This window comes from Gordonia humi (assembly GCF_014197435.1).
Classification (GTDB): domain Bacteria; phylum Actinomycetota; class Actinomycetes; order Mycobacteriales; family Mycobacteriaceae; genus Gordonia; species Gordonia humi.
Genome location: NZ_JACIFP010000001.1, coordinates 441,310 through 462,300 on the forward strand (window position 1 = coordinate 441,310; position 20,991 = coordinate 462,300).

A 20,991-nucleotide genomic window follows, 5' to 3' on the forward strand; every position below is an offset into this window, starting at 1 on the left:
ACGACGCGAATGGAACGGGCGGCGACTCTCAGGTCCGAAAGTCGCCGCCCGTTCGCGTACTCGGGTCGATCACCGGGCGGGCATCGCCGGATCTCGCGGCAGGCCGAGCACCTGCTCGGCGATGGTGTTGCGCTGGATCTCCGACGTGCCCGCACCGATCGTGGAGGCACGGGTGGCAATGAATCCCATCAGCCACCTGCCCTTCTGCACCGCGAGATCGCTGCCGCGCGTCACGATCCCGTCCGCCCCGAGCATCTCCACGGCGAACTCGTGCAATTCCTGCTCGAACATGGTGATGAACAGACGTGACACCGACGACGCGGCACCGGGCTCGCCGCGCACGATGATGTCGTTGATGACGCGGCTCGCGTTGTACTTCATCAACCGCACGCGGATCTCGAAGTCCGCGATACGATCGCGGATGATCAGATCGGAGCCGAGGCCGCGCTCGCGAACGAGGTCGATGAGTTCATCGAGAATCCGGCGATAATTGGTCGCCTGGTTCATCGCTCCGGCCGCGCGCTCGTGCCCCAGCGAGGTCCGGACCAGCGGCCAGCCCTCGTTCTCCTCCCCGATCCGGTTGTCGACCGGCACCTCGACATCGTCGAAGAAGACCTCCGCGAAGTGCGCGGCGCCGGTGATGTCTCGCAGCGGGCGCACGGTGATGCCCGGGGAGTCGGCGTCGATGATCAGATAGGTGATGCCCTTCTGTCGCGACTCCTGCGTTCCCGTGCGCACCAGGGTGAAGAAGACGTCGGCGTCCGAACCGTGTGTCGTCCAGACCTTCTGTCCGTTGACGATGTACATGTCGCCCTCGCGGCGCGCCGTCGTGCGCAGCGCCGGAAGATCCGAACCGGCGCCGGGCTCCGAATAGCCCTGGCACCAGATGAGATCCTGCCGAAGCATCGGTCCCAGCCAGCGCTCCCGCTGCTCGGGGGTGCCGTACTTGATGATCGTCGGGGCGACGATGCCCAGCCCCGTCCCCAACGGGGACGGAACACGGGCGCGTGCCGCCTCCTCCTGGTAGATCACCTGCCGCGCGAACGACAGTCCCATGCCGCCGTACTCGACCGGCCACGAGGGGCCCGTCATCCGCGCGTCGTACATCGACGCGTGGAACGCTCGAACCCAGGCCTTGCGCTCGTTCGGATCACGCGGTCTGCGCCCGGGGGCGTTCTCAGCGAACCAGCGGCGGATCCGCGCCCGGAACTCGTCGTCGGTCTCGGCGTCGTGATCGACCGAAGTCGTCTGCTGCGCCATGGTCATACCTCCATCAGGTCGGCGATGCGGACGCGGTGCGCGGTGGGCGCGCCCAGGACGATGGTCGACACGGTGGCCCGTCGAAGATACAGATGCGCATCGCATTCCCAGGTGTAGCCGATGCCGCCGTGGAACTGAACGTTCTCGCGACTCGACTTCGCGTACGCGGTGGCACACCAGGCAGCGGCGGCAGAGGTGGCGATCGCACCTTCCGGATCACCGTCGGCGAGCAGCGCCGCAGCGTAGAACGCGGCCGAGCGACCGGACTCGATCTGCACCAACAGGTCCGCGCACCGATGCTTGATCGCCTGAAACGACCCGATCGGACGCTCGAACTGCACGCGGATCTTCGCGTACTCCACGGTCATGTCCAGCGCTGCGGACGCACCGCCGATCTGCTCGGCCGCGAATGCGGCCGTGGCGAGGTCGCCGGCACGGGCGATCGCATCGGCGTCGCCGGTGTCGATCCGGGTCGCCGCCGCGTCGGTGAACTCGACCGACGCCACCGCGCGCGTGATGTCGAGCGTCTCGACCGGCGTGGCCCGCACACCGGACTGGTCGGCGTCGACGGCGAACAGACCCACCTCGTCACCGATGCGCGCCGCGACCAGGATCAGGCCCGCCGTCCCGCCGTCGACGACGTAACGCTTGGTGCCCGACACCGTCCACTCCGCGCCGCCGCCTCGCTCAGCCGTCGTCGCGACGTCTGTCGTGTCGAAGCCGAGGTCGGTGTCGCTGACCGCGACCGTCGCGGTCAGTGAACCGTCGGCGATCCGCGGGAGGAACGCGGCCTGCGCGGTCGTGTCCGCACAGGCGGTCAAGGCCTGCGCAGCCAACGCGACCGTCGAGAAGTACGGCCCAACGTAGAGCGCTCGCCCGAGCTCTTCCATGACGACGCCCAGCTCGACCGGCCCCATCCCGGTTCCCCCGTACTGCTCTGGCACGGCCAGACCCTGCAAGCCCAGCTGTTCGGCCATCTGGCGCCACACCGCGGGGTCGCCCGCGGCACCGCCGTCGGCCAGTTCGCGAACCCGCTCGGGGTTCGACTTCTCCAGAAGGAATCGCCGCACCACCTCGCGCAGCTGGTCGTGTTCCTCGGACCATCCGGTGATCATCGTCGTCCTCCGTCGCCTCGCGCGATGCGGAAACGAACATCGCGACTCGTACAGTTTAATCAGTTATCTGATTCTACAGGAAGGCAGAGACCGCGGCCTACGGTTCGCGACGCGCACCGCCGAGGAACACCTCGACGATCGGCCCGACATGGTCCCCTGGGACGGCACGGGCGTGTTCGCGATCTGCGGTACGCAGCGCGAGGACATGCATCAGCACCGCGCCGTAGAACTGCTCGACCATCGCCTGCACGGTCACCGATCGCGACAGGTCGCCCGCGTCGACGTAATGCTGAAACACCGCGGTCGCATCCGTGCGGTGACGCGCGACCACGCGGTCATAGAACTCCGCCACTGGCGGTTCATCCGTCGCCATGTCGACAGAGGCCCGGATCGTCGCCCAGCCCCCCGGATCCAGAAAATGACGCATGAGTGCCGCAGCCAGCGCCACCAGATCGGCTCGCACATCGCCGGCAAGCAACACCGCCGCGCGAGCGGACACCCGCTCGGAACGCAGCTCCAGCGCGTCCAGCAGAAGTCCTTTCTTGTCGGACCAGCGCCGATAGAGCGCCGCCTTTCCCACCCCCGCCTCGCGGGCCACACCGTCCATCGTGAAAGCCGACCATCCGCGCCGGGCGTATACGACCAGCGCGGCATCGACGATGCGACTACTGACGTCCGGATCTCGCGGTCGTCCACGACTCGCCTCATTTCCCACAGCCTCGATTCTGACCGATGTCGACGGACGCGGCAGCAGCGGTCGACTCCTTGCGGACGAAAGTCGTTCCGTATATGTTTCGTGATGCACGACATAGAGATAACTCATTCAGCGATTCAAGTGCCGCTGAGTTCACGATCACGAGGAGTTCTGATGACCGACCGAACACCACCTCCCGTCCACCTCCATATCGGAGACGCCACTCTCGCCACCGGATCGGCCGCCGCCTATGACCACGTCGATCCCGCAACCGGAACCGTGAACGCGCAGATCCCGATGGCTGACGCCGCCGACGTCGACCGCGCGGCGATCGCCGCCCACGAAGCGTTCGACTCGTGGCGTCGAACCACTCCGCAGGAGCGCCGAGCCCTGCTGCACAGGCTCGCCGATCTCATCGACGCCAATGCCGACGAGTTCGGACGACGGGCCGCTCTCGACAACGGCACACCGGCACAGGCGGCGGCCGCCGGCGTGGCCGCGGCAGCGGAGTGGACTCGCTACTACGCGGGCTGGGCGGACAAGCTCACCGGCGAAGTGCAGGGCGATCCCCTCAGTGAGGGAGAGTTCGCCTATTCGCTGGCTCAGCCGTACGGCGTGATCGGCATCATCATCACCTGGAACGGTCCACTGATCTCCCTCTCGATGAAGATTCCCGCCGCGGTCGCGGCGGGCAACACAGTCGTGGTCAAACCGTCCGAGATGACCCCGTTCGCACCCGAACTGTTCGCCGAACTGGTCAAGGAGGCGGGCTTCCCTCCCGGTGTGATCAACATCCTGCCGGGCACGGCCGAAGCGGGCGCACAGCTGGTGACCCACGACCTCGTCAAGAAGGTCTCGTTCACCGGCGGCCCGGTGACCGCCGCGAAGATCCTTCAGGCCTGCGCCCCGTCGATGAAGCCCGCAGTCCTCGAACTCGGCGGAAAGTCGGCGAACATCGTCTTCGACGATGCCGATCCGGCGGCGGTGTGCCCCCACGCCGCGATGATGTCCGTCGGCCTGCTGACCGGCCAGGGCTGCGCCTTCCCGACCCGATTGCTCGTGCAGGAGTCGATATACGACCAGATCGTCGAGGGGGTCGCCGCGGTGGCCCGGACCATCGTCACCGGCGACCCGTTCGACGTGGACACCGTTTCCGGGCCCGTCGTCAACGAGGCCGCCGCCGATCGGATCATGGGTGTGATCGAGCGTGCGAAGAACGACGGCGCGCGCCTGGTCTGCGGCGGCCACCGCGTCGACCGCCCGGGTTTCTTCATCGAGCCCACCGTGTTCGCCGATGTCGATCCCGGATCGGAGCTCGCGCAGAACGAGGTGTTCGGTCCAGTGCTCGCGATCACGAAGTTCCGCACCGAGGCGGAGGCTATCGAGATCGCCAACTCGACCGAGTACGGGCTCTCGGGCTACATCCAGACGGCCGACCTGAAACGCGCGACCCGCGTCGCAGCCGAGTTGGAGACCGGCGAGGTCCTGATCAACGGTGCCGCCAATCTCGCGGCCCGACGGCCGTTCGGCGGCATCGGATTGAGCGGCACCGGCAAGGAAGGCGCCCGTGCGGGCATCGAAGAGTTCTTGCAGGTCAAGAGCGTAGCGATGGGACTGTAGACCATGCTGAACCTCGAAGGACAGAAGCTGCCGCTCGACTCGCTCGTCGACCGGGTCGCGTTCATCACCGGCGCGGGGCGAGGCCAGGGCCGCGCCCACGCCGTGCGTCTGGCAGAACTCGGCGTCGACATCATCGGCGTCGACATCTGCGAAGACATCGCCTCATTCGACTACCCCTGCGCGTCGAGCGACGATCTGTCTGAGACCAAGCGCCTTGTCGAGGCCGCCGGACGACGGATGCACACCGGTGTCGCGGACGTCCGCGACTTCCCGACGCTGAAGGCCGTGTTCGACGCGGGTTATGCCGAGTTCGGCAGGATCGACATCGTCATCGCGAACGCGGGCATGATCCGGTACGGTGCCGAGATCGATCCGCAACAGGAATGGCAGGACACGCTCGACGTCATTCTGACCGGTGCGTTCAACACCGTGCGCGCCTCCATCGACGCTCTGGTCTCCGGCGGCCGCGGCGGATCGATCGTGCTGACGTCGTCGTCCGCCGGACTGAAGGGCACCGCATCGCCCGATGCCAGTCCGCAGGCGTACACCGCAGCCAAGCGCGGTCTCGTCGGCTACATGCAGACGCTGGCGAATCAGTACGCACCGGACATGATCCGAGTCAACACCGTCCATCCGACCGGTGTCGTGTCGGGTATGACCGTGAATGACGCGATAGCGGCCAAGGCCGCCGAGGCGGGCAGCAACATCCAGGCGATGCAGAACGCGCTGCCCATCTCGATCCTCGACGCCGAGGACATCGCGAACGCGGTGGCCTTCCTCGTCTCCGACCAGGCGAAGTTCATCACCGGCACGCAGTGGGCCCTCGACGCGGGATTCTCGGTGCGCTGAGTCATCACGTCACAGTAGAGAAAGAGTCGGCCCGCCGCTTGACCGAGCGGTGGGCCGACTCTTTGCTCTACTGTGTCCGGCTACGCCGTCGGCACGCTGTGATCTGCCTGCTCCGCGATCTTCTGCACCACGTTGCGGCGCACGAGCTTGCCGGTCACCGTGCGCGGAATCTCGTTCCAGAACCAGAAGTGATCGGGAGTCTTGCTCGACCGCAGCCCATCGCGAACGAAGGCGCGAAGCGCGTCTGCGTCGACCGCGTGACCGGTGCGCAACACCACGGCGGCCTCGATGCGCTGCCCCCACTCCTCGTCCGGCACACCGACCACCGCGACGTCGAGGACATCGGGATGGCGCATCAGGACCTCCTCGATCTCCGCGGGCGCGATGTTCTCCGCGCCGCGGATGATCGTGTCGTCGATGCGCCCGCCGACGAACAGATAGCCGTCTGCGTCGAGGTATCCCTGGTCCCGCGTGTCGAAGTATCCGTCGGCGTCCACAGCGCGCCCGATCCCGGCGTACTCGGCGGACACCTGGTCACCGCGCACGCAGATGTGGCCTACGACGCCCGCGGGTACCGGCCGACCGTCGTCGTCGCGGACCTGCACGTCGACGGAGGGCAGGACCTGCCCGACCGATGCCAGTCGCGCGCGCACCGCCGGGTCGTCGGACGCGAGCGCCGCCCGATGGTCGTCCGGGCCGAGAACCGCGACAGTGCTACTCGTCTCGGTCAATCCGTACGCGTTGACGAATCCGACCTCCGGCCACACCGCCAGGGCCTTCTCGATGACCGCACCCGGCATCGGCGCACCACCGTAAGCGAGGGACGTGAGCGACGGCACCGCTCCGTCGACTCCGCCGTGCACGGCCTCGATGATCCGCGCGAGCATCGTCGGAACGACGAGCGCGTTCGTGACGCCTTCCTCCCGCACGGTCTGCAGCCACTGGTCAGGAGTGAACTGCTCGAGGGTGATCGTCCGACGACCCGCGTACAGATTGGAGATCACGTTGGCGACCGCCGCAATGTGGTACGGCGGCACACTCACCAGCGCGGCGTCGTCCGGTGCGGCGTTCATGTACTCGACGGAGCCGAGGACGTACGACACCAGATTGCTGTGCCGCAACAGCACGCCCTTCGGTTCGGACGTCGTTCCACTCGTGTAGATCACCACTGCCGGACCGTCGTCGTCGACGGGTTCGGGCTCGGCAGCGCCGTCCTCGGCGGTGAGTTCCAGCCACTCGTCCATCGTGTGCGCGGACAGGCCGGACTCCGTCAGCAACGCCACACCCCGGTCGTCGCCGATGCCCAGCGCATTCGGATGTTTGGCGATCAACGCCTCGAGCTGTTCGGCCCCGAGACGATAGTTGAGCGGAACCAGCGGGACGCCCGCATACGATGCGGCGAACATGGCGACCGGGAAGGCCGGTCCGTTCGGGCCGAGATAGACGATCGCGTCGGCCTGAACCGCATCGACCACGGCCGCACCGGCCACGGCCCGATCACGCAGATTCGCCGCGTCGAACCCCGTCGCCCGACGGCCGACGACGATGCGCTCACCGAATCCGTCGGCCGCCATGTCGAGAAGCATGGAGAGTCTCACGAGTACGTCCTTCTCAGTCCGACGTCGGCAGCGGCTTGGCCTCCGCGATGACGAGGAGTTCACCGTTCACCGCGAGCGATCCATCGCCGGCCTTGGTGCACAGGACTTCGAACTCACCGGTCGCGTCGACATATCGCTTACCGATCTGCGAGCCCTTCATCTGCTCGGGATCCGCGGTCGCCTCCGGAGCGACCTGACCCTTCTCGACCATCGGCACGCCACCGCAGGTGATCGTCACGTCGGCACCCGACAGTTTCGTCACGATCACGGTCGTGGTGTCCACGGCGCTGGCCAGCGCCAGACCCATCCGAAGTTTCATGTCTTCGTTCCTCGCCTTCGGCTACAGATAAAATGTTGTGGTCCATACTACATTAATCAGTTAGATTAATGTATTGTTTATGGAAGGTGGAGTCGAGCTCGCAACGCCGACTTCTCGACCTTGCCCAGGGCCGTCCGCGGCAGTTCGGCCACCACCCTGATCACCGTCGGCGCCTTCTGGCGAGCCACACCGTGCGCGACGAAGAAGTCGGCGGCCTCGGTCGGTGTCAGGTCGCCGTCGCGCAGCACGACGAAGGCCGCGACAGTCTCGCCGAGCCGAGGGTCGGGCGCCGCGATCACCGCGACGTCCGCCACTCTCGGGTGCGCACCCAACACGTCCTCGACCTCCCGCGACGCGATGTTCTCACCGCCGCGGACGATGATGTCCTTCTTGCGATCGGTGATCGTCAGATACCCCTCGGCATCCAGATGCCCGACGTCGCCGGTGCGAAACCAGCCGGCATCGAACGCCGCGTCGTCGAGAGAACCGTCCCGATACCCCGCGAACAGTTCGTCGCCCGAGGTCAGAATGTCTCCGTCCACACCGACCGGCAGGTCGAGCCCGGCGTCGTCGACGATGCGTACCCGGTTGCCCGGCTGCACGCGACCGTCAGTACCGGCCCGCTTGTCGATCGGGTCGGCTGTCGATCCCGCCGAGACGGTCGGATGCTCGCTCGATCCGTACGCGCGATACGCCACGATGCCCGCCGCGTCCGCCCGAGCGATCAATGCTTCGGGCACCGTCGCTCCGCCCACCAGGTAGTCGCGGAGCGTCCGGAGAGAAACCGAGCCGCGATCGCGGGCGTCGAGGAAGTCCGCCAAATGCACCGGCGCCCCGCCGGTGGCCGTCACCGCGTGCTCGTCGACGAGTCCGGCGGCGCGCTCGGCGTCCCATCGATCCATCAGCACCGTCGGAGTTGCGAGCACGAGGATGCGGAGCAGCCCGTTGACACCGGCCATATGGCCCGGCGGAAACACCGCGAGGTGGCAGGTGCCCGGCCCGGCGTTGCCGGCGACGACGGGCGAGAACGTGTCGGCCAACAGCGACCGGTGCGTATGCCGGACCCCTTTCGGTGATCCAGTGGTCCCCGAGGTGTAGACGAGCAGCGCGCAGTCGTCCGGATCGCGGTCGGGCGCAACGAATGCAGCCTCGTCGGCGTGCGCGTCGGCCCAGGAGACGGCCTCATCGGGGACGTCGTCGCCGAGCACCACGACCGTCTCGACCTCGGCGAGCGCGTCGATCTCGGCCGCGGTGACCGGGCGTCGCCTGCCGAGGAACGACGACGTCAGGGCGACGACCTTCGCGCCGGAGTCACGCAGAATGAACGACAGTTCACGCGGACCGTAGTTCGGCACGATCGGTACGATCGTGGCGCCGACGAGGATCGCGGCGGCTTGCAGCACTATTCCCTCGGACCAGTTCGGCAGTTGCAGCGCGACCACGTCACCGCGTCCGACGCCGATCGACTGCAGCCAAGCGGCGACCACACGCGCCTCCCGCCCGACGCCGCCCAATGACACGATCGCCGGGCGTTCATCGCTGACAATCGTCACAGATGCGTCGGGATGGGCTCGGACCGCCTCCTCGACGGCGTCGCCGAGGGTGGTCGGCATCCGCGCGGCCGCAGCAGTCATACCGCGATCGCCCGTTTCATGTCCCGGGCCACCGACTCCAGCAGTTCGACGCGGCTCACCTTCGACGACGGCGTCCGCGGAAGTTCCGGCAGAACCGATACGTGGACGGGCACCTCATACGGCAGCAACTGCTCTCGACAACGGACCAGCAACTCCTTGACCAATTCCGACGGGTCGTCGACCACGGCGTCGTCGGTCAACTCCACAGCCGCCACCGGGACCTGTCCCAGTCGGTCGTCGGGAAGCGGAGCCACGGCGGCCTCCCCGACCGCCGGATGCGACTCCAGAACTTTACGCACGGTGTCCGGATGCACCTTGAAGCCACCACGTACGATCGCGTCGTCCGCGCGACCCTGGATCCACAAGAATCCGTCCGCGTCGATCATCGCGAGGTCGCTGGTACGCAGCCATTCGTCCGGGCCGACCGGCGACTGCGCGGTGCGGATCTCCAGCCTGCCCGATCGCCCCTGCCCGAGATCTACGCCATCGTCGTCGGCCACCCGGAGAGTCACTCCCGGAATCGCCCGACCGGCGCTGCCCGCCTTCGACGTCCACCACTTCTCGTGCATCGTCTTGGTCCAGTAGGCGACAGCTCCGGCGAACTCGGTGGCCCCGTAGGTCGGCAGCACTCGAATCCCGTAGACCTCCAGGAATTGGTCGATCATTTCGGGCGGGCACGCGGTGGTGCCGGTGGTCACCACCTCGATCGACCTGAGTTTCTCGGCGGGCACCTTCTCGGTGAGAATCGTGCGCAGCAGTGCGGGCACCAGGCCTGTCGCGCGTGGCCGGTGCCGTTCGACAGCTCGAACCCAGGGCTCGAGTTCGAACTTTCGCATGAGGCAGACCCGACGGCCGGCGTACAGCGGCCCGAGTGCACCCCAGAATCCCCCGATGTGCACCAACGGTGTCACCACCATCGTCACGCCGCGCCGAAAGAGCGTGTCGGTCGGCGGTGCGGGCACACTGGACGTGATCGCCGTGTCGAACTGCCGTTCGCGGATCAGCACCCGCTTCGGCGGCCCAGTGGTCCCGGAGGTCAGCATCTCTACGATGACGCCGGGCGACGAGTCGCTCGGCCGGACCTCGCCGAGACCCTTCACCTCCCGCACCCCGTCCACGGACAGTTCGAGAACCGCCGCATCGCCGACTGCTTCCATCACGCCTTCGCCGGCGAGCGCCACACGAGTACCCACCACCACCGGAAGCTCGGCCCGCTGGATGTCGTGGGAGAGACGTCGCGGAGGCTGCAGCCCGCTCAGGGTGACGATGCACCGGTTGCGCGCGATCAACGAGACGAGGACCCCGACATGCTCGGGTCGGTTCTCGAGGACTATGCCGACTCGTGCCCCGTCCGGGAACCCGTTGGCCGTCAGCCACGCGTCCAGTGTCCGGTCGATCGACTGCAGGTCACCCCACGTCCGCCACTGCTCCTCGAACTCGATCGCCTCGGCGTCAGTGGGAGCCTCGTCCAACAACTGTCGGAATCGCGAACGGCTGTCCATGTCAGCGGCCCTTCCAGACCGGTTCGCGCTTCTCCGCGAAGGCGCTGGCCCCTTCGCGCGCGTCCTCAGACGTCATCACCGGTGCGATGAGCGCGTTCTGCTTGTCCCAGCCCTCCGCGAACGTCCAGTCTCCCGCGGTCCGTGCTATCTGCTTGGTCACCGCAACCGCGAGCGGTCCGTTCGCGGCGATGGTCGCCGCGAGCTCGAGAGCACCGTCGATCGCGCCGCCCTCGTCGGTCAGGCGGTTCACCAGGCCGAGAGTGGCGGCGCGTTCGGCGGTGATCGGATCGCCGGTCAACAACATCTCGAGCGCGATCGCCTGCGGGAGTCGTTGCGGCAGCAGCATCGCCGCCCCCGCACCGGCCACCAGCGCCCGCTTCACCTCGGGGACTCCGAACTTCGCGTTGCGCGCGGCCACCACCATGTCGCAGGCGAGTAGAAGCTCGAAACCCCCGGCGACGGCCCATCCCTCGACAGCCCCGATCAGCGGCTTACGAGGAGGTGTCTGGGTGATACCTGCCAGCCCACGGCCGTCAACGGTCGGCGTCTCACCTCGCAGGAACGCCTTGAGGTCCATACCGGCGCAGAACGTCCCGCCCGCACCGGTCAGCACACCGACGCGGAGGTCGTCACTTGCTTCCAGCTCGTCGACGGCGGCGGCTACGCCCTGTGCGACAGCACCGTTGATCGCGTTCTTGGCCTCGGGCCGGTTGATCGTGATGACTTGAACGCCGCCCCGACGCTCGACTAGTACTTCGTTCGACATGCCGTCTCCTTGTGATCTCGCGAATGCGACCGACGCCGCACCGATCGACGGCATCAGAAACTGATTGCCGTAGACGCTAGCACATAATCAGTTTAATCATTAAGCTGTCTAAAGACAGGAACGAGAGGAAAACCATGCCCGCACCCCGTTCGGTGTACACCCCCGAACATGAAGAGTTCCGAGGGGTCGTCCGCGACTTCCTCGCCCGAGAGGTCGCCCCGCATCATGAGCGGTGGGAGGCCGCCGGCCAGGTCGACAAGAGCGTCTACGTGGCAGCCGCGCAGGCCGGTGTCATGGGATTCTCGGTTCCCGACGAGTACGGCGGGCTGGGCGTCGATGACTTCCGATACAACGCGATCGTCGCCGAGGAACTGGCCGCATCCGGACTGAGCGGGCCCGCACTCACCTTGCACAACGACATCATCGCGCCATATCTGCTGCGTCTGACGACCGAAGACCAGCGCAGGCGCTGGCTCACCGGCCTCGCCGCCGGGGAGAAGACCTTCGCCATCGGCATGAGCGAGCCGACCGCCGGATCGGACCTGGCAGGCATCCGAACCTCGGCCGTCCGGGACGGCGACAGGTGGGTGATCAACGGCCAGAAGACATTCATCTCCAACGGGATCCTGTCCGACGTCGTGATCGTCGTGTGCCGCACCGATCCCGACGCGGGCCACAAGGGATTCAGCCTCATCGCGGTCGAGGACGGCACTCCCGGATTCGAGCGCGGTCGCAAACTCGACAAGATGGGCCATCGAGCACAGGACACGGCCGAGCTGTTCTTCGCCGACTGCCGCGTCCCGGCGTCGAACCTGCTCGGCACCGAAGGCCGCGGCTTCTACCACCTGATGGAGAATCTGCCGTCCGAACGACTGTCGATCGCCATCAGCGCGATCGCCGGTGCCCGCGCCGTGTTCGATCAGACCGTGCGGTACGCACATGACCGCCACGCCTTCGGCCAGGAGATCGGGTCGTTCCAGGCCAACCGGTTCGCCATCGCCGAGATGGCCACCGAACTCGACATCGCGCAAGTCTACATCGACAACTGCATCCAGCGGGTCGTGGAGGACACCCTGACGGCCGTGGACGCCGCGAAAGCCAAGTGGTGGTGCACCGAGTTGCACAAGAAGGTCGTCGACCAGTGCCTGCAGCTGCACGGCGGCTACGGCTACATGCTCGAATACCCGGTGGCCAAGGCCTACCAGGACGTGCGAATCAGCACCATCCTGGGCGGCACCACCGAGATCATGAAGGACATCATCGGGCGCGACCTCGGATTCTGACCGCCCTTCCTCGAAACGAAAGAGAGAACCAAGAGTATGGACATCACGGACAAGCGTGCGGTCGTCGTCGGCGGCGCCTCCGGCATGGGCCGGGCCAGTGCTGAACTCCTGGCCGAGCGCGGCGCGAAGGTCGCCATCGTCGATCGGCCAGGCGGCGCGGGTGAGGCGATCGCCTCGGCGATCGGCGGCGTGTTCATCGACGGCGACATCACGGATCACAGCGCGATCGAGGTCCAACTGGCGAAGGCGGTCGAGCAGCTCGGCGGATTGAACATCGCGGTCAACACCGCGGGCGGCGGGATCGTCGGCAAGACTCTCGGCAAGAAGGGTCCGCACACGCTGGAGGATTTCAGCAGCGTCATCGATCTGAATCTGATCTCAACGTTCAACCTGAACCGTCTTCAGGCCGCGCACATGGCCGAGTCGGAGCCCGATGAGGACGGCGAGCGGGGTGTCATCATCAACACGTCGTCGATCGCGGCGTTCGAGGGGCAGATCGGACAGGTCGCGTACAGCGCGGCGAAGGCCGGTATCGCGGGCATGGCACTCACGATGGCCCGCGACCTCGGCCCGTACGGCATCCGCGCGCTCGCCATCGCGCCCAGCCTCTTCGAGACCGGCGCCGTCGCCGGACTGCCCGAGGACGCCGTCGGGCCGCTGGTCGCGGGCAACGCGTTCCCCAAGCGCATGGGCCGCCCGAGCGAGTACGCCAAGCTCGCGGCGGCGATCGTCGAGAATCCTATGCTCAACGGGCAGTGCCTGCGCCTGGACGCCGGTATGCGCTTCGCGCCGCGTTAGAATCCCTCCCAGGAATGACAAGAGGTCGTCGCCGCCGCATTCGCGGCAGCGACGACCTCTTGTCAGATTGAAGACGTACCGAAACGGACTGTCATACCTCACAGCACGCTCACGTCATCCGCAGCCGTTTCGACACGGCTCGTCGCTTATCCAGACGGACCCGTCCTCAGCGCCGCTCGTGGTAGGCCATCTCCTGCGCCAGGTTCGCCACGATCGAGCCGTCAGCGACGATCGACCCTGAATACCATCCGCGCCGCCTCCTCACCAGGCCGGGACTCAGGTCGACGAAGATCCAGTCGTTCCACTGCGGAACCTCGTGGAACCAGATCGCGTGGTCGAGACTGGGGCCGAGGTCTTCGTGGCCGATGCGGCGCACTAGTCCGGTGGAGTAGTCGGAGAGATAGGCGATCGCCGCCGCGTGCATCAACGGATCGTCCCGCACCAACGGCACCGCGGGCCGCGCCCAGAACCTGGTCGGAAACGAATTATCGCGCGCAGACCACTCGTACACCCGGACGTCCATCGCGATCGTCGGTTCGGTGGTTAGCGTTCGACACGCTTCGAGAGGCACCACTGATACCACCGGATCGGGTCCGAACTCCTCACCGCGCACGTCGGTACGGAAAGACACCGACATCGTGGATATGGTCTCCCCGCGTTGCCGGACCGTCGCGCGGCGCGCGGAGTACGACCGCCCGTCGCTGTCGGTGTCGACCCAGATGTCGACCGGCTCGGCGCTGCTCCCGCGCCGCAGAAAGTAACCGTGCAGCGAATGCGGAACGCGGTCGGCCGCGACGGTGGCCCCGCACGCGACCAACGCCTGTGCCATCACTTGGCCGCCGTAGAGCGCTCCGCCGGTCGGCGCGACGTACGTCGACCGGAACGACGCGCGACCGATCCGATCGATCGCCGATACATCCTCGAAAGACGGTGACGCGCACCGTTCGGCCGGCCCACTCGCCGCATCGGACGTTGCCATGGGACCTCCATCCGTCGTATCGACCACTCGCTCCGCCAGATCTTCTTTAATAGTTCTATTATATAACTATGTTTGATGCCACTGAACTCACCGTGAGCGCACCGCCGACCCCGCGCCCTCCACTCGGTCGGATACTCGATCTCGACGACGTACGCACCGACCTGTATGAGGGCCATTCGTACGTCGGTGCGGTGCCGCGGATCTTCGGTGGACAAGCGGTCGGGCAGGCGGTGATAGCGGCGGGTCGGACTGTCGCTCCCGACCGGACGGTTCACTCGATCCGATGCACCTTCGTACACCCCGGTCGACCGGAGACACCGATCGAATACCACGTCGATCGGGTTCGGGACGGCCGCAGCTTCACCACTCGATCCGTTCGCGCCATCCAAGGAGACGACGTGATCCTTCTGGCGACGGTCTCGTTCCAGGCGACCGAGACAGGACTCTCCCATCAGACGCCCACATTCGACGCACCGCCGCCGTCGGCGACCACCGAGTTCGACAACGGCGCCGACGGTTCGAACTCGGCGGGCGCAGACTGGCTCGCCCGCCTCCGTGAGAATGTGGCCGTCGACTTCCAGTTCCCGGACGAGCATCCGCGCATCGCGAATCTCCGCGGTGAGACCCGTCCACCGTTCCAGCAGGCCTGGGTGCGGACGGCCGAACGACTGTCCGACGATCCCCTGTCCCAGGCCGCCGGATTCGCGTACGCGTCCGACCTGTTCCTCCTGTCATCCGTGCTGCCGCCCCACGCACTGACGACCGACCGGCCGGGCCTGCAGCTGGCGAGCCTGGACCACTCGGTGTGGTTTCACGCACCGTTCCGATCCGACATGTGGCACCTGTACGAGCAAGAAGGTGTCTGGACCGGCGGGGGCCGCGCACTCACTCGCGGTCACCTGTTCAGCCGCGACGGAGTTCTCATGGCCAGCACGACCCAGGAAGGCGTAGTGCGGGTACGCGAGACCACGACGTGATCTCCGAGTGTCCCGCAGACGGAACATCCTGCGTGTCGCGGCCCTCAGAGAGTCACGACACGCAGATGTCACGTCGCACGAGACGCGTCAGGGCTGACCCGGCCGCAGTGCGATGAACAGTCCCTCCGCTTCGGCGCACAGGATGTCCTGGTCGTGGATGGTTGCCCGCAACACTCGCTTGCGTCCGTCCTCGCTGACCAGCCAAGCCCGGATGGTCAGCGTCCGGTTGACCGGGGTGATCGACCGGAAATCCGTGTTGAGGTATGCCGTGCGCTGCGGTGGACGCCCGCTCGCGTTGGCCAGTCGTCCGAGGATCTCGTCGAAGACCAGCGGAATCGCCCCGCCGTGCACCGCACCGTTGCCACCCAGGAAGTACGGTCCGAAGTACACCGTTCCGGAGGCCGAACGGTCGTCGACCTCGGCGAGGTCGACCGTCGGGGACATCGTCTGACCACGACTCACCAGATCGGTCCGACGACCGAAGACGCGATCACGCTCGGCGACCGCGAGCGGATCGAGACCACGAGCCAGCTCGGACAACGACTCGGTCATCGACGCGATGAGTTCGGTCTCCGGCCTCGCTTCAGCGAGCCGATCCAAGAAGTCGCCGAGGGCGTTGGTCAACTCGTCGTACGCGGCACTGTACTCATCGCCGCCGTACAGGTTGGCCGATCGCCACGGCCGCTCACCGGTGTCGGTGAGGAGGACCGTGCGGTCGGGCTGCTCGCCTGCGGACGTCAAGCGGGCACACTTCCGGTGTGCACGCGCGCGCCGTGCAGTCCCTCGGCGGTCGACGCGGCCTCCACGCGCCATTCACCGCACGAGCACCAGCAGTCGTAGGTGCCGGACTCGGTCGGGATGATGGCCTGACCGTCGCAACTGCCGCCGGTGTTGGCGATGGACTGCATGAACTCGAGGGGCTTCTCGTGCAGAGAGTTGTCCTCATCGTGATCACTCATCATTCGATCCTTCTTCTGTCGATGCCGGCCGGAACACGGGGAGGAGCCAGCCGTCGGTGATGGGGTGGAAGTCGACCGTCAGCTTCATGCCGATCGAGACGGCCGAGGAGTCGACATCGATCACATTGCTGACCAGCCGGGCACCCGGGGCATCCGGCAGATCGACGACCACCGGGACCAGTGTCACATCGGGGAGTCCCGGAAACCCGTGAACCACCGCGAAGCTGTAGACCTCGGCCTCGCCTGCCAACTCAGTCCAGTCGACCCGGGCCGACTGGCATTCGGGACAGTACGGGGTGGGCGGCAACCGGAACGTGGCGCAGTCGGCGCATTTCGGAGCCACCAGGCGACGTTCCTTCGCGGCCTCCCAGAACGGTTCCGTCGTCGGGCTCGTCGTGATCCGCACGGTCTCGCCGGGCAGCGCTGTCGCTGTCGCCATCAGCTGTCCCTTCCTAGAATGATGCCGGAGACGGGCAGTGACGCCGGCCCGCCCGTGACGAGTGCATGCTCGGCACCCGCGACCTGATTGATCGCCGTACCACGCATCTGCTCCACGCCTTCGACGATGTGCGTCATCCCGATGATGTATGCCTCCGACAGCTGCCCGCCGTGGGTATTGACTGGGATCGTGCCCTTGTTCGGCGTCGGCGAATAGCGGATCGCACCCGACTCGACGAAGGCGCCTCCTTCGCCGCGCTCACAGAAACCATAGTCTTCGAGTTGCATGAGAACCATCGGAGAGAAGTGGTCATAGAGAAGCGCGACATCGATGTCACCGGGCGTCAACCCCGACTGGCGGTACAGCCGATCGGCGATCGGCTTATTGCCCGCCGACGCGAAGTACTCGTCGGGCATACCCATCCAGGCGAATGCTCGCCCCCACTCCTTGGTACCGCCGTGCGCCGCGGCGACGAGCGGTACCGGCTTCTGCTTCAGATCCCGCGCTCGATCGATCGACGTGGTCAGGACGGCCACCGCACCGTCCGTCTCCTGACAGAAGTCGTAGAGGCACAGCGGCTCGGCGATCATGCGTGCCCCGAAGTAGTCCTCCTTGGTCAACGGCGTACCGCGAAAACGCGCCTTCGGACGATTCTGAGCGTTCTGCCGTTCGGCCATCGCGATCTCGCAGAACGCCTCCCGGCGGGTTCCGTACAGATACATGTGCCTGCGTGCGAGGACCGACATCAGGTGTCCCGGACCGGCGAGTCCGCTCGGCTGCAGGAACGAATTGACCGGATCCGGCGCGACCGCCGCGAAGACGGTGCCGAGGCGTTGTCTGGACTGTTGCAGCGCCATCACCGTGACGACCATCGTCGCGTCGCCTGCCACGATCGCTGCGCGGGCGAGTCCGATCGATCCGGCCGAGCCGCCGCCACCCGAGGTCAGCGACGCGGTGAAGGTGACCTCGGGGATGCCCAGAGTCTCCATGAAATCCGCGGTGTCCATCTTCTCGCCGTAGCCTGCGCCCGCACCCGAGTAGTAGGCGAAGCCGTCGATGTCCTTGACCGAGACGCCCGCATCCTCGCACGCGGCGAGAATCGCCTCGCACGCCATCTGCGTCGTCGTCTGCGGCCAACTCTCTCCGCGTTTGTAGTAGGGAGTCGCGCCGACGCCGACGATGGCGACGTCGCGCAGCCCGGTGGACTGTGTCATGGCCGGATCATCCCTCGATGACGTCGGTGCTCGCGGGCACCGACGGGACGTCAGGGAAGAGCTCGTAAAACGCGCCCTGCGTGATCCGCAGGGTGGTCTCGGGCTTCGCGTCGGCGAACAGTCCTTCGAGGGTCTTCTGCGTGTGGCCGAATGTCCCCTCCATGTGCGGGTAGTCCGATCCGAACATGACGTTGTTGTAGCCCATCGCCTCGCATGCGGCGACCGCGGTCTCATCGTGCTGGAACGATGCGTACACCTGCGTCATCAAGATCTCCTTCGGATCCCGACTGAGCTTGGGACGGACCGCCATGTGGTGCTGACGGTAGCCTTCGAGCAGACGGTCGCCGAGGAACGGAATCCACGTCGCGCCGCCCTCGGAGATCAGGACCCGCAGGTTCGGATGCCTGTCGAGCGCACCGGATGCGACGAGCTTCATCGCCGCGCGCTGCCCGGAGAACGTGGTCTCCGTGTAGTTCATGACCGCACCGCCCGGTCCGCGGTAGACCACCCCTGCACCGGCCGCGGCCATGTCGACCGGATCGGTGCCGATGTGAAACGCCGGGATGATGCCTGCCTTATCGCAGATGTCCCAGAACGGCTCCCAGTCGTTGCGGTGCCAGTCCGGTGCCGACGGATGGGGCGTCGTCGGCAGGAAGACGGCCTTGAAATCGTTCTCCGCCAACCACTCGATCTCGCCGACCGCGTCCTCGACGCGCAGGGTGGACACCTGTCCGGTGACGACATAGCGGTCGGAGACGGGCGCCAGTTCGTCACGTGCGTATTCGTTGCTGGCCCGCATGCACGCCTTCAGCAGCTCCGGGGTGCGGAACGTCGACGCCCACATGCCGAGGCTTGGAAAGATGACCTCGCCCCACACACCTTCTTTATCGAGGTCGGCTAGTCGCGCCCGCGGATCGCGGACCCCTTGCGGCCGGTGGCTCTCCTCGAGGAACTCCGCCGCTGCCGACGTCGGAAGCTTGCGACGGAACGTCTGGCCATCGACCGAGACCGTCTCCCACTCTCCGTCTGGATCCTTCTCCGACTTCGGTGTGAGATCGGCCATCTCTTTCGTGAGTCGCGATGTCCACACATCGTCCGGCTCGAGGAAGTGAGAGTCGCCCGAGTTGGTCCACATCTTGGTCATGTGCATTCCTCCACGCATTCCTTGGCTCGCGCTAGTGCGAACCGCTCGTCAAACAGTATATTCGTCTAACGGATTCGAGCAAGACTTTTTAATAACTTTCTATTATATTTTTCGATGGCACACTGATACGGCCGGCGAAGGGACGTGAACCGTGGCCAAACGAGCACACGTGACAGGGGAGGCCACACGGATCGCGCTGATGGAGGCCGCCGAACGGCTGTTCGCCGAGCGCGGCGTCGAGGGTGCGACACTGCGGGAGATCCGCGAGTCGGCGGGGCAGTCGAACACGTCGGTGATTTCGTACCACTTCGGTTCGAAACTCGGCTTGATCCAGGCACTCATCCGTTGGCGTAGCGACGATCTCGTTCGCAGGCGAACCGAGCTTCTGAACGACGCCCGGCACACCGGAACGGAGCACGACCCACGAACCGCCGTGCGGCTCGTCGTCGATCCACTCGTCGAATCGATCGCGTCCGGGTCGATGTTCACGCCGTTCCTCGCGCGCCTGAGCGAGAACCCTCGGGCGACGAAGAACTACTGGCCGCCGGACGTCTACGACTGGACGGCCGACTTGATGGAACTCATCGTCGACGCCGCCGCAGGCGACATACCGGACCGGATCCAGCGGGGACGGACCTTCCAGATGTACAACAGTGTGCTGAACCTGCTGAGCGAGCACGCTCGATCGGGCCACCCGATCAGCGAGGTCCAGCTGAGCAACTCCATCGACGGGTGGGTCCACATGCTCACGGCGCCGATGTCGGCGCAGACCCACCGACTGCTCGACGCGAACGAGGTTCAGGCCAGCTGACTCGACAGATACGGCACGTCAGCGAGGGCACGCAGCGCATCGTTGAGGTGCGTGCATCCCGCCGTTCCGCTCAGCTCGTCGAGCACCGCGCTCCGCAGGTCGGCCATCGGCGTTCCGATCAGACGATCGACGTTGAGCACTGCAAGCGGACACTCGGCGTACGGGAGGACATGGGCTTCGGGCGTCACCGACGCGAGTCGCCCGGTTTCCAGATCTGCGCTCGCGCGTAAACCGTACTCGTGTACTGCGATCCGACTCCCGGTCGGGCGGGTCGCACTGTCTTGGAACATCGCGTCGACGTACGCCGTCGAACCGTCTCGCCACACATCGATCCGCCGTGCCCGCCGCATCGATACCTCGGCGATCTCGGCGAGGTCGTGCCAGGCGAGCGGGTCCGGGACTGAGTCGAGCGGCTCCACCGGCCGCGTGCGATGTGTCCAACGCGAGGTCCCGTCGGGGGCCAGTCCACTCGATCCCGGCATGAAGCCGGTGCAGATACCGACCATCGTGCGCCGGGCGGGCCCGGGCGACCTCGGCACGTCGGCGAGAAGTTGTTCGATCGGGTACCACTGAGCGAAGGCGAACCCCGAGACGAGGGTCGCACCGGGGACGTCGTCGAGCATCAGATCCACCGGATCGTGACCGGTGATCGATGGCACGGCATCGCCGAGCCGTCGACGGAAGCCGCTGCCCGCCCCGCCGCCGACCAGATGCTCGATCCCAGGACGCCCGGGCTCGGCTTCTATCCGCAGAACGTTCCGCCGCGGATCGACGTCGAGACGCATCCGGCTCGTCGCGAGGGTCTTCGTCGAGCGGTCCTCGGCCGTCCGCAGATCTCGCCCGCGACCGTCGAGGTACAGGTCGGTGCCCCACCCGTCCGCCCAGCGCATGTCGATCGTCGTGGTGCGACGAATCGACCCCGGACGTCGTCCCGGTGCAGACTGCCCGGGGCCGTGCACCCGCGCACGCGAATTCGAGAAGTCCGGTGCGGCAACGTCGTTCGAAAATTCCTCGGTCATGTCGACACCTC

Annotated in this window: 21 protein-coding genes; 6 read left to right on the forward strand and 15 right to left on the reverse strand. The window is 66.4% G+C overall.

The genetic code is table 11. The annotated features are described in order from the left end of the window. Positions 1-69: 69 nt before the first annotated feature. From BKA16_RS02025 to BKA16_RS02035, 3 genes are all read right to left on the reverse strand, one after another. The gene (locus BKA16_RS02025) at positions 70-1,260 is read right to left on the reverse strand and encodes an acyl-CoA dehydrogenase family protein (protein WP_183368991.1); all 1,191 of its coding nucleotides are present in this window, start codon (positions 1,258-1,260) and stop codon (positions 70-72) included. Positions 1,261-1,262: 2 nt separating this feature from the next. After that, complete coding sequence (locus BKA16_RS02030) at positions 1,263-2,375, reverse strand: acyl-CoA dehydrogenase family protein (protein WP_183368992.1); 1,113 nt, start codon at positions 2,373-2,375, stop codon at positions 1,263-1,265. Positions 2,376-2,472: 97 nt separating this feature from the next. Further along, positions 2,473-3,198, reverse strand: coding sequence for a TetR/AcrR family transcriptional regulator (locus tag BKA16_RS02035; protein WP_221246718.1), 726 nt, complete (start codon positions 3,196-3,198; stop codon positions 2,473-2,475). Positions 3,199-3,243: 45 nt separating this feature from the next. On the opposite strand from BKA16_RS02035, the gene BKA16_RS02040 reads away from it, so the two are divergent. Continuing rightward, entirely contained in the window at positions 3,244-4,689 is a 1,446-nt protein-coding gene (locus BKA16_RS02040; protein WP_183368993.1) for an aldehyde dehydrogenase family protein, read from the forward strand. Positions 4,690-4,692: 3 nt separating this feature from the next. Continuing rightward, positions 4,693-5,538 (forward strand): mycofactocin-coupled SDR family oxidoreductase, encoded by an 846-nt coding sequence (locus BKA16_RS02045; protein WP_183368994.1) that lies wholly within the window; start codon positions 4,693-4,695, stop codon positions 5,536-5,538. Between the two features lie 80 nt (positions 5,539-5,618). Here BKA16_RS02045 and BKA16_RS02050 read toward each other — a convergent pair whose 3' ends face one another. From BKA16_RS02050 to BKA16_RS02070, 5 genes are all read right to left on the reverse strand, one after another. After that, entirely contained in the window at positions 5,619-7,136 is a 1,518-nt protein-coding gene (locus tag BKA16_RS02050) for an AMP-binding protein (protein WP_183368995.1), read from the reverse strand. Positions 7,137-7,149: 13 nt separating this feature from the next. Further along, positions 7,150-7,455, reverse strand: coding sequence for a hypothetical protein (locus tag BKA16_RS02055; RefSeq protein WP_183368996.1), 306 nt, complete (start codon positions 7,453-7,455; stop codon positions 7,150-7,152). A 77-nt stretch (positions 7,456-7,532) separates the two neighbouring features. Further along, the gene (locus BKA16_RS02060; RefSeq protein ID WP_246371574.1) at positions 7,533-9,089 is read right to left on the reverse strand and encodes a class I adenylate-forming enzyme family protein; all 1,557 of its coding nucleotides are present in this window, start codon (positions 9,087-9,089) and stop codon (positions 7,533-7,535) included. Beyond that, the gene (locus tag BKA16_RS02065; protein ID WP_183368997.1) at positions 9,086-10,591 is read right to left on the reverse strand and encodes a class I adenylate-forming enzyme family protein; all 1,506 of its coding nucleotides are present in this window, start codon (positions 10,589-10,591) and stop codon (positions 9,086-9,088) included. The genes BKA16_RS02060 and BKA16_RS02065 overlap by 4 nt, the downstream gene beginning before the upstream one ends. Before the next feature lies 1 nt (position 10,592). Continuing rightward, the gene (locus BKA16_RS02070; RefSeq protein ID WP_183368998.1) at positions 10,593-11,357 is read right to left on the reverse strand and encodes a crotonase/enoyl-CoA hydratase family protein; all 765 of its coding nucleotides are present in this window, start codon (positions 11,355-11,357) and stop codon (positions 10,593-10,595) included. 134 nt (positions 11,358-11,491) lie between these two features. On the opposite strand from BKA16_RS02070, the gene BKA16_RS02075 reads away from it, so the two are divergent. Further along, a complete protein-coding gene (locus tag BKA16_RS02075; RefSeq protein WP_183368999.1) occupies positions 11,492-12,640 on the forward strand; it encodes an acyl-CoA dehydrogenase family protein in 1,149 nt (382 codons plus the stop codon). Between the two features lie 36 nt (positions 12,641-12,676). After that, entirely contained in the window at positions 12,677-13,438 is a 762-nt protein-coding gene (locus tag BKA16_RS02080) for an SDR family NAD(P)-dependent oxidoreductase (RefSeq protein WP_183369000.1), read from the forward strand. A 166-nt stretch (positions 13,439-13,604) separates the two neighbouring features. Here the strand turns inward: BKA16_RS02080 and BKA16_RS02085 are convergent, their stop codons facing one another. Continuing rightward, positions 13,605-14,417, reverse strand: a complete 813-nt coding sequence (locus BKA16_RS02085; protein WP_183369001.1) for an acyl-CoA thioesterase — start codon at positions 14,415-14,417, stop codon at positions 13,605-13,607. A 68-nt stretch (positions 14,418-14,485) separates the two neighbouring features. On the opposite strand from BKA16_RS02085, the gene BKA16_RS02090 reads away from it, so the two are divergent. Next, positions 14,486-15,394, forward strand: coding sequence for an acyl-CoA thioesterase (locus tag BKA16_RS02090; RefSeq protein ID WP_183369002.1), 909 nt, complete (start codon positions 14,486-14,488; stop codon positions 15,392-15,394). Positions 15,395-15,481: 87 nt separating this feature from the next. On the opposite strand, the gene BKA16_RS02095 is transcribed toward BKA16_RS02090, so the two are convergent. The 5 genes from BKA16_RS02095 to BKA16_RS02115 are packed head-to-tail and all read right to left on the reverse strand — an operon-like array spanning position 15,482 to position 19,150. Next, positions 15,482-16,135 carry a PaaI family thioesterase gene (locus BKA16_RS02095; RefSeq protein ID WP_246371576.1) on the reverse strand — a complete coding sequence of 218 codons (654 nt, stop codon included), beginning with the start codon at positions 16,133-16,135 and terminating at the stop codon, positions 15,482-15,484. After that, positions 16,132-16,353 (reverse strand): hypothetical protein, encoded by a 222-nt coding sequence (locus tag BKA16_RS02100; RefSeq protein WP_183369003.1) that lies wholly within the window; start codon positions 16,351-16,353, stop codon positions 16,132-16,134. Before BKA16_RS02100 ends, BKA16_RS02095 begins: the two co-directional genes overlap by 4 nt. Further along, on the reverse strand, positions 16,346-16,792 hold the full coding sequence (locus BKA16_RS02105; RefSeq protein WP_183369004.1) for a Zn-ribbon domain-containing OB-fold protein: 447 nt from the start codon (positions 16,790-16,792) through the stop codon (positions 16,346-16,348). Before BKA16_RS02105 ends, BKA16_RS02100 begins: the two co-directional genes overlap by 8 nt. Continuing rightward, a complete protein-coding gene (locus BKA16_RS02110; protein ID WP_183369005.1) occupies positions 16,792-18,006 on the reverse strand; it encodes a thiolase C-terminal domain-containing protein in 1,215 nt (404 codons plus the stop codon). The genes BKA16_RS02105 and BKA16_RS02110 overlap by 1 nt, the downstream gene beginning before the upstream one ends. 7 nt (positions 18,007-18,013) lie before the next feature. Further along, a complete protein-coding gene (locus tag BKA16_RS02115; RefSeq protein WP_183369007.1) occupies positions 18,014-19,150 on the reverse strand; it encodes an amidohydrolase family protein in 1,137 nt (378 codons plus the stop codon). Between the two features lie 169 nt (positions 19,151-19,319). Between BKA16_RS02115 and BKA16_RS02120 the strand changes: the two genes are divergently transcribed. Next, on the forward strand, positions 19,320-19,961 hold the full coding sequence (locus BKA16_RS02120) for a TetR/AcrR family transcriptional regulator (RefSeq protein WP_343067244.1): 642 nt from the start codon (positions 19,320-19,322) through the stop codon (positions 19,959-19,961). On the opposite strand, the gene BKA16_RS02125 is transcribed toward BKA16_RS02120, so the two are convergent. After that, complete coding sequence (locus BKA16_RS02125) at positions 19,949-20,980, reverse strand: DUF2889 domain-containing protein (RefSeq protein ID WP_246371579.1); 1,032 nt, start codon at positions 20,978-20,980, stop codon at positions 19,949-19,951. The two genes, BKA16_RS02120 and BKA16_RS02125, sit on opposite strands and share 13 nt — an antisense overlap. Positions 20,981-20,991 lie beyond the last annotated feature (11 nt).

Excerpts from the sequence above, each read along its gene's own strand:
- BKA16_RS02025 (WP_183368991.1), bottom strand. The coding sequence starts at position 1,260 with ATGGCGCAGCAGACGACTTCGGTCGATCACGACGCCGAGACCGACGAC.
- BKA16_RS02030 (WP_183368992.1), bottom strand. The coding sequence starts at position 2,375 with ATGATCACCGGATGGTCCGAGGAACACGACCAGCTGCGCGAGGTGGTG.
- BKA16_RS02035 (WP_221246718.1), bottom strand. The coding sequence starts at position 3,198 with ATGAGTTATCTCTATGTCGTGCATCACGAAACATATACGGAACGACTT.
- BKA16_RS02040 (WP_183368993.1), top strand. The coding sequence starts at position 3,244 with ATGACCGACCGAACACCACCTCCCGTCCACCTCCATATCGGAGACGCC.
- BKA16_RS02045 (WP_183368994.1), top strand. The coding sequence starts at position 4,693 with ATGCTGAACCTCGAAGGACAGAAGCTGCCGCTCGACTCGCTCGTCGAC.
- BKA16_RS02055 (WP_183368996.1), bottom strand. The coding sequence starts at position 7,455 with ATGAAACTTCGGATGGGTCTGGCGCTGGCCAGCGCCGTGGACACCACG.
- BKA16_RS02060 (WP_246371574.1), bottom strand. The coding sequence starts at position 9,089 with ATGACTGCTGCGGCCGCGCGGATGCCGACCACCCTCGGCGACGCCGTC.
- BKA16_RS02065 (WP_183368997.1), bottom strand. The coding sequence starts at position 10,591 with ATGGACAGCCGTTCGCGATTCCGACAGTTGTTGGACGAGGCTCCCACT.
- BKA16_RS02070 (WP_183368998.1), bottom strand. The coding sequence starts at position 11,357 with ATGTCGAACGAAGTACTAGTCGAGCGTCGGGGCGGCGTTCAAGTCATC.
- BKA16_RS02075 (WP_183368999.1), top strand. The coding sequence starts at position 11,492 with ATGCCCGCACCCCGTTCGGTGTACACCCCCGAACATGAAGAGTTCCGA.
- BKA16_RS02080 (WP_183369000.1), top strand. The coding sequence starts at position 12,677 with ATGGACATCACGGACAAGCGTGCGGTCGTCGTCGGCGGCGCCTCCGGC.
- BKA16_RS02085 (WP_183369001.1), bottom strand. The coding sequence starts at position 14,417 with ATGGCAACGTCCGATGCGGCGAGTGGGCCGGCCGAACGGTGCGCGTCA.
- BKA16_RS02090 (WP_183369002.1), top strand. The coding sequence starts at position 14,486 with ATGTTTGATGCCACTGAACTCACCGTGAGCGCACCGCCGACCCCGCGC.
- BKA16_RS02100 (WP_183369003.1), bottom strand. The coding sequence starts at position 16,353 with ATGAGTGATCACGATGAGGACAACTCTCTGCACGAGAAGCCCCTCGAG.
- BKA16_RS02105 (WP_183369004.1), bottom strand. The coding sequence starts at position 16,792 with ATGGCGACAGCGACAGCGCTGCCCGGCGAGACCGTGCGGATCACGACG.
- BKA16_RS02110 (WP_183369005.1), bottom strand. The coding sequence starts at position 18,006 with ATGACACAGTCCACCGGGCTGCGCGACGTCGCCATCGTCGGCGTCGGC.
- BKA16_RS02115 (WP_183369007.1), bottom strand. The coding sequence starts at position 19,150 with ATGACCAAGATGTGGACCAACTCGGGCGACTCTCACTTCCTCGAGCCG.
- BKA16_RS02125 (WP_246371579.1), bottom strand. The coding sequence starts at position 20,980 with ATGACCGAGGAATTTTCGAACGACGTTGCCGCACCGGACTTCTCGAAT.